Source organism: Alcaligenes sp., from assembly GCF_050255915.1.
Lineage (GTDB): Bacteria > Pseudomonadota > Gammaproteobacteria > Burkholderiales > Burkholderiaceae_B > Alcaligenes > Alcaligenes aquatilis.
The window spans coordinates 188,115-196,717 of the sequence record NZ_JBFWIQ010000009.1 but is presented as its reverse complement, the minus strand read 5'-3'; the positions used below and the strand labels follow the sequence as shown (position 1 = coordinate 196,717).

General features: G+C 56.2%; 8 protein-coding genes. 4 read left to right on the top strand and 4 right to left on the bottom strand.

Annotated features, from left to right (window positions below; translation table 11 throughout):
• Positions 1-426: 426 nt before the first annotated feature.
• Together AB7E06_RS13285 and AB7E06_RS13280 are read left to right on the top strand one after the other, a co-directional pair.
• Positions 427-885, top strand: coding sequence for a PEGA domain-containing protein (locus tag AB7E06_RS13285; protein WP_094196563.1), 459 nt, complete (start codon positions 427-429; stop codon positions 883-885).
• 252 nt (positions 886-1,137) lie between these two features.
• Positions 1,138-2,175 (top strand): LacI family DNA-binding transcriptional regulator, encoded by a 1,038-nt coding sequence (locus AB7E06_RS13280; RefSeq protein ID WP_094198335.1) that lies wholly within the window; start codon positions 1,138-1,140, stop codon positions 2,173-2,175.
• On the opposite strand, the gene AB7E06_RS13275 is transcribed toward AB7E06_RS13280, so the two are convergent.
• The 4 genes from AB7E06_RS13275 to AB7E06_RS13260 all read right to left on the bottom strand — a co-directional run bounded on the left by AB7E06_RS13275 (position 2,172) and on the right by AB7E06_RS13260 (position 6,505).
• Positions 2,172-2,876, bottom strand: coding sequence for a sulfite exporter TauE/SafE family protein (locus tag AB7E06_RS13275; RefSeq protein ID WP_094196564.1), 705 nt, complete (start codon positions 2,874-2,876; stop codon positions 2,172-2,174). The two genes, AB7E06_RS13280 and AB7E06_RS13275, sit on opposite strands and share 4 nt — an antisense overlap.
• Complete coding sequence (locus AB7E06_RS13270; RefSeq protein ID WP_094196565.1) at positions 2,873-4,291, bottom strand: amidohydrolase family protein; 1,419 nt, start codon at positions 4,289-4,291, stop codon at positions 2,873-2,875. The genes AB7E06_RS13275 and AB7E06_RS13270 overlap by 4 nt, the downstream gene beginning before the upstream one ends.
• Before the next feature lie 11 nt (positions 4,292-4,302).
• Positions 4,303-5,640, bottom strand: a complete 1,338-nt coding sequence (locus AB7E06_RS13265) for a uracil-xanthine permease family protein (RefSeq protein WP_427957251.1) — start codon at positions 5,638-5,640, stop codon at positions 4,303-4,305.
• 535 nt (positions 5,641-6,175) lie between these two features.
• A complete protein-coding gene (locus AB7E06_RS13260; RefSeq protein WP_427957249.1) occupies positions 6,176-6,505 on the bottom strand; it encodes a DHCW motif cupin fold protein in 330 nt (109 codons plus the stop codon).
• A 195-nt stretch (positions 6,506-6,700) separates the two neighbouring features.
• Here AB7E06_RS13260 and AB7E06_RS13255 point away from each other — a divergent pair, with 195 nt between their 5' ends.
• Positions 6,701-7,495 (top strand): hypothetical protein, encoded by a 795-nt coding sequence (locus AB7E06_RS13255; RefSeq protein ID WP_376912898.1) that lies wholly within the window; start codon positions 6,701-6,703, stop codon positions 7,493-7,495.
• A 170-nt stretch (positions 7,496-7,665) separates the two neighbouring features.
• A complete protein-coding gene (locus tag AB7E06_RS13250; RefSeq protein WP_094196568.1) occupies positions 7,666-8,592 on the top strand; it encodes an SPFH domain-containing protein in 927 nt (308 codons plus the stop codon).
• The last annotated feature ends 11 nt before the right edge of the window (positions 8,593-8,603 follow it).

Genomic DNA, 8,603 nt, shown 5'->3' with positions numbered 1-8,603 from the left:
CCCATGAGGCGGCCTTCTCGTTTGTGCGCGCTGGGCGCTTCTGCAATTCTCTTTCAACCTTTGACGCCCTACGGGCGGGGCGTTTATCGCGGCTCCGAGGCCGCAGTTATCGCGGCGCGCTTCAGGAGGCTTGGAGATGAATGATATGCCCATGAACTGGCCCAGTGATTTCCCGAGTAAACACGATTCAATATAAACCTTCCAAGAACAGCGGAGACCATTAACCAGCCAGGCCGCCCTATGGGCGGCTTTTTCATTGGTGCACAAGAGTTCTGGTTTTTATAGTGATGTATTTTAAGGTTTGCCCTGTCGTTTATTGATAATATTCCAATGCTGAATTGCCTATGACAGGGAATCCCCACTGGGCTACCTTAAATTATGGTTTATTGCGCTTGGTGGCTTGAAATAATACGGAGCAGAAAAAGAATGAATGGTGTCAAGACCTTGTTTGTTTTATGTTTTCCCCTGCTTCTTGGCGCTTGCTCCAGTATCGCCGTTACTTATTATAGCGACCCCGAAGGAGCCACTGTCGTTTGCAATGGCAGCGTCTATGGTGAGACCCCACTGACCATTCGCTATGCGCTTAGCGATGACGATAAGCGCCTAGGGGTTCTTTATACAGACTCTTGTTATGCGCAGTGGCTCAGTGGATACCGGGTCTCGTATAGCAATCGGGTGCACCTTCCCCGGATTCCGGTTTTTGGCTATCAAATGGCCAAACGTCCCCTGGGAGACGGTTATGCACAGGATGCGGATTATGGTTTGCGGGTGCAGACCTTGCGGCAACTGCGGGCGCAACAAGAAGAAAACCGTAGATTGATGCAAGACCAACTTCGGGAGCAGCGTAAAACCAATTGCCTGCTGGAGGGGAAATCAAAATGCTAGTGCTCCCTTGGGCAGGTATTAACTTGTAATATGGCCTCTGACTAAACGTGATCAAGGGGTTTTCAGACTTGTTCTGATGGGCCGTACCTACTGCTGGCCTTTCCATGGGCTGTGGGTGTCACGATGGCAACTGGCTGTGAAATTGTGTAGCTGACGGCTGTGCATGGCGGATTCATAGCCTTGTTGCGCGTACACAAGTCCGTCAGGGCCTATGCTATTTTTCTCTCTTTCCCTTTTCTGATTGATTCAGCCTTGCCACGTTCATCTGCTATCTCTTCTCGTCGTATCACTATCCGCGATGTCGCCAAAGCGGCAGGGGTGTCGTTGACCACTGTCTCGCATGCCTTGAATGACAGAGGTGTGGTGGACCCACTTACACGTGCCAAGGTCAAGCAGATCGCGGCTGATATGGGCTACCGGCCCAATGTGCGGGCGCAGCGTTTGCGCTCGGGGGCGGCCAACAGCATAGCGCTGGTATCGTCCATGCCGTTTGCTGTGTCGGGCGGTGTGTCGCGTTTGGGTTTCATGATGGAAGTGGCGGGGATTGCGGCCGAAGCGGCCATGAGGCGCGGTCTGGCTCTGGTGTTCGTGCCCCCCTTGGAAAATGCCCAGGCCTTTTTGGAGGGGCTGGATATTGATGGGGCGATTTTGTTGGAGCCCATGACGGATGATCCCAATGTGCGCTTATTGCAGGAGCGTGGCGTGGCTTTGGTGTCGATTGGGCGTCAGGGTGGCACTGCGGACAGCATTCCCTTTATTGATCTACAGTCCACCGCAACCGCGCATCTGCTGTTGAACCATTTGTGGGAACAGGGGCGGCGACGTATTGCTTTGGTGCAAAGCAGCGCCGCGCGAGACTCTTATGCCAGTCATAAAAAGGCCTACGAGAACTTCGCCGCCGCGCACGCCATGCCGGTGCGCTATATGCAGGTAGAGGAAAGCTTGGGTGAAGCGGGTGGGTTTGATGCCTGCACTCGGCTTTTGGCACAGTATCCCGATACGGATGCCTTATGTGTGCCTGTGGATGCTTTCGCGGTGGGCGCTTTGGCCGCGGTCCAGCAAGCCGGTTTGCGCGTCCCGCAAGATGTGATGATTGCGACCCGTTACGACGGTTTGCGTGCTCGTACCGCAGAACCCGCTCTGACCGCTGTGGATCTGCATCTGGAACAAGTGGCGACCTTGGCGGTAGAGCTGCTGTTTGAGCATTTGTCGGGCGATAAGAGCCGCCTGTCGGCGTTGGGCCCAAAGCCGGAGCTAAGGGCCCGTGCCTCTACACAGTTGGATGTTTAAGTCAGCATAACGGCAAGACCGGAGACGGTCGCAAATATCAGAACCCCAATACGCAGACGGCGTTGATCCAGCCTGTGATGAACCAGGCTGCTTAATCCCATGCCTAATAACAATGCGGGCAGGCATAAAACGGCGTAGCTCAGGTGGGACCACTTCAGTGCGCCGGAGATGCCCAGCACGAGCAGCGAGATCACTTCCCCCACCAGAAAGCACAAGGCGACGGTTGAGCGCAGAGTCGCGACGGGGGCATGCTGGTACACCAGAGCCAAGGGTGGGCCACCAATACCGGTTGCGGTTTCAGTGATGCCGGTGACCAGGCCTGTGGCAATAAACGCTTTTTTACCGGGCGTGAAGCTGGGTGCCAGCACTGAAGCCAGCACCGCGAGCAAGGTGCTGATGCCGACAAATTGGTTTAACCAGTAAGTCGATAGCACCAGCAAAATCCCCAAACCGGCAAATGTCCCCGCAAAACGTCCGACGGTGATCCAGCCCGCACCGGTGCGATCAATCCCCTCGCGTTCACGCCAGGCAACATAGGCATTCAGTGGCAGCATCAGGAACAACAGGGCGCCGGGTATGGCTTCGGGATGAACCAAAGCCAACACCGGAACCACAATCAGGGCAAAACCCATGCCGCTGGCTCCCTGGATAAAGGCACCTGCCAACACGGCGGCAAAAGCAATCAGCAAACCAGCCGTCATGCCAAGGCCTTTTCTTGTGCTGCGCGACGAGCCAGGTGCTCGGTAGACGGCGCATGCAGTTTGCGGATGTCTGATTGCGCGACCGCATGACGAGCCAACTCACGCACTTCTTCCAGCAAGGGCAGGGGATCCCAATCTACGGGCTGGCCTTGCCAGAGGCGCAGCTTGCCTTGGACCACCACAGCCCGGATCTGATCGCGGGCGGCAATCCGAACCAGCTCCCAAGGCAGATCCCAGGAAGGCGTCATCTCAGGCACCTGCAGGTCAAGCACCAGGAAGTCAGCTTGCGCACCCACTCGAATCTGCCCAGTTTGAGTACCCAGGCCCACGACCTCGGCACCGCCTCGGGTTGCCATGTCCAGCCAGGTCCAACCCGCGCCGCAAGAGGAGTCGCCCACCATCATGCCGAAGGCAAAGCGTTGTGCGGCCTCGCCATAATCCATCATGCGGAAGGCATCGCTGCGAGTGCCGTCCGTCCCCATGCCCAGACGGATGCCTTGAACACGCATGGCTTCGGCAGGAGCGACGGCATTGCCTTTCCAGGCGCTGGCAACTGGGTTGTAGGAAACGGCGGCATTCAAGTCGGCCAGCAGACGGACTTCGCTGGGGGTGACCAAGGTGGCATGGGCCAGCAAGGAGGCCGAGCCCAGGGCACCGATATGAGCCAGATGCTCGATCGGGCGGCGGCCATGAGCATTCAGGGAACGTTCCACCGCGACCAGATGCTCGTTGGCATGGGTCTGGAATACCCGACCGGCTTCTTCGCTCATGGAGTAGATACGATGCAACATGGCATCACTGGCGGCTTCGGGAATAGAGATGGCCAGTGAAGGGCTGATCAAAGCATGGTGCTCCCATTGCTGGAGGTGGGCCTGGGCGCGAGCCACAATAGGCTCGGCGTCCAAAAGTACCGCGCTGTGTTTGTCGTTGCAGATCAGGCCCAGAACGCAGCGTAGGCCTACGTCAGTGGTGGCTTGCACAATCGCGTCCAGATCCTCGGATGAACGAGTGCCCGCATCACAAACCGTGGTGAATCCACCCCGCAAGGCTTCCAGGGCAGACAGCTTGCTGGACGCATACAGATGGCGGGCATTCAAAGTGCTTTCCAGCGGCACCCAGACGCGGCGGAAAATCTCCGAAGGCTCGCCATATACCAGCGACTTCCCATAAGACTGAGTGACGTGATGGTGTGCATCCACAAAGCCGGGCATCAGCAAATGGCCGGGTAAGCTCAGGCGCGGCAGCCCGGGGTGACGGGAGGCAATTTCTTCCACCGTGCCAATATCGCTGAAGCGACCTTCTTCAATCAGCACAGCGTGTCCGCTGACGGGGCCTTGCGGTAACAAGAGATGTTCAGGCTCCAGAATGCGGGCCTGAGCCAGCTCATGGGATTGGAATAAAGAAGCGTGATTCATGGCACAGCTCATCAAGAATGTTGAAGGGGGGCGGTTTTGGGGGAACGCTGGCCGACGTGAATGAACAGATAGTTCAGGACAGCCGCCGTCAGAGCGCCTATGGCAACGCCGTTGGACAAGAGCAAACGCAGTTGCGAAGGAAGTTGGTCGTAGATGCCGGGGACAACGATGGGCAGCAAGCCCACGGCCAAGGCCGTGGCAACCACATACATGGCGGCATGACCGCGCAGGTCTACTTTGCGCAACATATCTATGCCCATGGTGCCCACGATGGCAAAGACCACCAGGCCGGTTGCGCCAATGACAGAGGCTGGGATGACGCTGATCAGCGCGGACAGGGGCGAGAACACACCAAACAGAATCAGGAACAGCCCACCTACCGCCGTGACATAGCGGGAACGCACTTGGGTGGCGCGGATGATGCCGATGTTCTCGCCGCTGGTAATGATCAGCGAGGTCCCGAAAATGCCACCCAGCAAAGACGCCAGTCCGTCGCCACGGATCGTATTGGGGACTTGCGCCTGTTGCTCGGCTTCCCCTTCTTTGCCTAGGACTTCATTCAAGGCAATGGTCTGGCCAGTGGCTTCAACCATGGAAATCAAGGTGAACAGCAGCAGCGGCAAAGCGGCAATCAGATCAAACTTGGGAGGGCCAAAGGGGAAGGGGGACGGCAGGGCCAACAGTGAGCCACTGCCCACACCGCTCAAGCTGATGTCGCCCATCAAGGCAGCGGACAAGGCGCCCACCATCAAGCCCAGCAAGATCGCCAACTGGCGGCACATTCCCTTGAGCAAACGGGCAAATAGCACCGTAGACGCAATAGTGATCAGGGCCAGCAGCAAATTGTCGGTATTGCCGAAATTGGCCGTACCGGGCGTGCCGGCAATCAGCTTGCCGGAGATCTGCGCCAGGTTGATGGCAACCAGCAAGAGCATGATGCCGATCACCAGCGATGGGAAATAACGCAAAAAGCGTTTGAAGATAGGGACGATCAGGAAGTACAGCAGGGCGGACAGAATCACCGCGCCCGAGGCGGTGGGCAGATCGGTTTGTTGTGCGATCAAAATGAACAAGATGATGGGCGCGCCACCGGGCAGCATCACAAAAGGCAGCTTGGCGCCTATGCCGGCCGGACCGAAGGATTGGATCAAGGTGCCTATGCCACAAACCAGAAAAGTGGCGCTAAGCAGTTCAGTGGTCAGTGCCGTATCAAAGCCTAGGGCCTTGCTCATCAAGAACACAGCCGCGATGGGTGAGGCGGCCATGACCAATACGTGTTGCAGTCCGAAGGCAATCATGCGCTGGGGGGAGTACAGCTCATCCACTTGCGCAGTGGGGGTGTCTTTCATCCGTGTCTCCTGTGCTGCGTTGCTAGTCTCTCAAGAGCCTGCCGCAGCCTTTTGGTTTTTGTTGCGTGATAAGTAAAACGATTTGGTTTTGAATTCTACGTTCAACCAAAACGTTTTGGTAGTGTATTTTGGCCTTCCCGAAAAGTCGATGTTGAAATCAAATAAGGATTATTTCGCTACGCTGAAATAGCCTGTTGAAGGGAGAGGCAGAGGCAGAGGCAGATGTGGAGATCAGGCAGCTCGCAGTGAGCTAGAGGCTGCGTTTGTTAGCGTGGTTCAAGGCCAGCACTTCTATGTGTCCTAGCAAGCCGGATGAGGGTCGCTTAGCAGGGAACCAAGCGATCTGATGTAGAGGCAGGAAGCGGCATGAGGAGAGCCGAAGTCATCAGAGACTTGGCCATAGTGGGTATGGAAAACGGTAGGGTGAGGGGCCGTGAAGCGTAGACGACACGAAAGAGCGTCTGAACAGTAGGGATGGCTCACCCTTCAAGCAGTCAGGCACGACCGCCCAAAGGATGTTTTTACGTAATAGGCGTCAATCCACGATGTAGAGCTTGGCGCCCGTCTGGGTGGAGGAACGGTGCGGTTCGGCATTATCGGCCACATGGTAGGACTGGCCCGGCTCCAGGGTGAAGCGACGTCCGTCTTCTAGTTCTGTCTCCAGCGTGCCTTCCAGGCACAACAACATATGGCCTTTTACACACCAGTGATCGGCCAGATAACCGGGGCTGTATTCCACCATGCGTACGCGAATGGGGCCAAATTGCTGGGTGCGCCACAAGGCTATGCCTGTTTCGCCTTTGTGTTCAGTGGGAGTAATGTCGGACCAGTTAACGGTGCAAAAGGGTAAATTCTGAATATCCATGCTCGTGGCTCGCTTGAAGGGATGATGGTCATAGTAGGCCTGTTTGCGGGGCCTGGTTTGTCTCCTTAGTATTTTGTCTTGATACAGGCAATTTCAATTTAGAAATTTGCTGACGGCACAAACGCGTAAAGATCAGGAATACTCGCGCTCAACAGGGGCTCTTCATGGCTCTTGTATTAATAAAAGGGGAAGCGTATGAGTCTGTCTCAATCATTATTATCTGCACACCATCGTCGACGCTGGAGCGTGTTGGCCGCTGCCTTCTTGCTATCGGCGTGCAGTAGTTTGCCTGAGCAGTCGGCACAGCGTGAGGCGGTATTGGCCTCAGTACCGCAAACAGCCTCAACCTTGGGTACGCAGTGGGGAGAGGGGCGCGAGTCACGAGCCTACGCTGTTCCAGCCCAACGCGTCGAGCCGCAGCGCGATGAGCTGCAATTGGCTTATTCCGATGAGCGCAGTATTCGCCAGGCGTTGGGACAGAACCTGGATGCCCAGCGCAGCATCTTGCTCGATCAAGGCAAGGTGGAGCTGTCTATCCATGATGGACGCGACAGGCCTTTGACTATTTACAGCCGCATTGGGCAGAAGAACTATCAATTGGCAGGCAAATCAGGCGAGCGTTACGTCCTGGTCTATACCAATCGCAGCGCGACGCCTTATGAAATCATTGCCACGGTAGATGGTCTGGATGTCTTGTCGGGAAAGGCGGGTAGCCGCAGCCATAATGGCTATCTCTTGCAGGCAGGGGCCGTGTTGCGCATCGAAGGCTTTCGTAAAAGTGCTGATGAAGTGGCGGCGTTTCGTTTCTCTCCCAAGGATCGGGCTTATGCCGCAAACAGCCTGGCGGGTGATACACGCAATATCGGTGTGATCGGTACGGTGCTTTACGAAGTGCGCCCGGTGACTCCGGCTCAACCTGCCGTGCAGTCGCCCAATCCTTTTCCTGCCGATAAGAGCGGTGGACACTACGCGCCCCCACCACGGTACTAAGGCTTGATCGTTTCTTTCTTTTGATTGGTATGAGCGCTCTTTTCATCGCGGTTCAGTTCGAACAGCACTGAGAGAGGCTGCGGGGTGGTCAAACATCCGTTTTAGCGGATCTGTCATTAAGGCTGGGCTAAAATCGCTTTTTCAGTTGTGTTCTTGGAGAGGGTATCGACATGAGTGGCTCCTTTACTTTTGTGATGGTGTTGGCGTTTCTGGCTGTGGTCGTGGTGATGGCAGGGGTCAAAGTTGTGCCCCAGGGCCAGCAATGGACGGTTGAGCGTTTTGGTCGCTACACCCGCACTCTGACGCCAGGCCTGTCTTTGCTGGTGCCTTTTATGGACCGCGTGGGCCGCAAACTCAAAATGATGGAGTCTGTGCTGGATGTGCCTTCACAAAGTGTGATTTCCCGCGACAACGTGGCTGTGACAGCGGACGGTGTGGTGTTTTATCGTATCGACAATGCGGCCCAGGCAGCCTATGAAATTGATCACCTGGAACTGGCTATTGTGAATCTGACGACCACGAACCTGCGTTCGGTTTTGGGTTCGATGGAACTGGACCATATGTTGTCCAACCGCGAAGTCATTAACGATCGTTTGCTGGCGGCAGTGGATGCGGCCACCACACCTTGGGGAGTGAAAGTCACCCGTGTGGAAATCCGCGATTTGAATATGGCGCCCGAGTTGCAAGAAGCCATGAATCTGCAGATGACGGCAGAGCGCCATCGTCGTGCAGCCGTGACTAAGGCCAGCGGCCAGAAAGAAGCGGAAGTGCTGCAAGCCGAAGGTGAAAAGCAAGCGGCCGTATTGCGTGCTGAAGGTGAAAAACAAGCCGCTATTTTGCGTGCCGAAGCACGTGAGCGTGAAGCCGAGGCCGAAGCCCGTGCAACCCGCGAAGTGTCTGACGCCATCAAGAGTGGTGACGTTCAGGCCTTGCAATACTTTGTCGGCCTGAAGTACGTGGAAGCCTTGCGTGATGTGGGTACGGGTCCTAACAGCAAGCTGGTGCTGATGCCTTTGGAGGCTAGCGGCATTACGGGTGCGGTGGCGGGCGTGACCGAGTTGCTCAAGACCACCGGCAGCAAGCTGGGACAAAGCTAAGTGAATAGCTG